This is a genomic window from Bradyrhizobium sp. 141 (genome assembly GCF_023074055.1).
In the GTDB taxonomy this organism is placed as follows: domain Bacteria; phylum Pseudomonadota; class Alphaproteobacteria; order Rhizobiales; family Xanthobacteraceae; genus Bradyrhizobium.
The window spans coordinates 1-803 of the sequence record NZ_JADPKR010000083.1 but is presented as its reverse complement, the minus strand read 5'-3'; the positions used below and the strand labels follow the sequence as shown (position 1 = coordinate 803).

Here is an 803-nt window from a genome sequence, read left to right as displayed (position 1 = left end):
ACCTGATTCGAGGAGATGTACAGCGAATGCGTGCCGAAGCGAATGTGGGGTGACGGGTTTAGAGAGACCGGACAACCGATGCGCCTTTTGGCAGGCTGCTTCTACGGCGTCCTTCGTGATTGGCCGATCATCGTGAATGCCAGGGAACAGCCACTCCTTCGAGCGAACGGCGATCCAGTAGCTGCGCAGGATCTCCAGCAGCATGGGCGACAGCATCACGTACCGATCTTTGCGACCTTTACCCTGCTCGACGCGAACAACCATACGGGCGCTATCGATGGCGGCGGCCTTCAGCCGGACGGCCTCCGAGATGCGCAAGCCTGCCGCGTAGCAGGTGGTCAGGATCACCCGATGTTTGTTGCAATCCACGCAGCTGAGGAAATGCACAACTTCTTCAGGGCTCAGGACGACGGGTAGCTTCTGCGGCTTTTTTGGAAGCGGGATGTCTTCTCCAAAGGTCCAGTCCTTCTTGAGCGTAATCCTGTAAAGGAACCGAAGCGCCGCGACAGCCGTATGGATTGAATTGGGGGCCAGCCTCTTCTCGTTCGTGAGGTAGATTTGATGAGTCCGGATGTGCTCGGGGGTCAGCGCATCCGGCGACATACGGAAGTAACGTGCAAACAGCGATACCTGTTGGAGATACGATGCCTGTGTATGCGGCGACAGATTCCGCACCTGCATGTCCTCAGTCATCCGTTGTCGAAGAACCGTCATGGGAAGCTCCTTTGCGATATGAAAGCGCTGCAAGCAGCGCCTCCAGCGTCTCGCAATCGAACTTCGTCGGGAATGCAGGAAGATCAGAT

At 56.9% G+C, this 803-nt stretch carries 1 protein-coding gene; it reads right to left on the bottom strand.

Features of this window, described 5'->3' with window-relative positions; all coding sequences use genetic code 11:
• The coding region (locus IVA81_RS25975) for a site-specific integrase (protein ID WP_247323221.1) at positions 1–714 on the bottom strand (714 nt) is incomplete at its 3' end.
• Between the last annotated feature and the right edge of the window lie 89 nt (positions 715–803).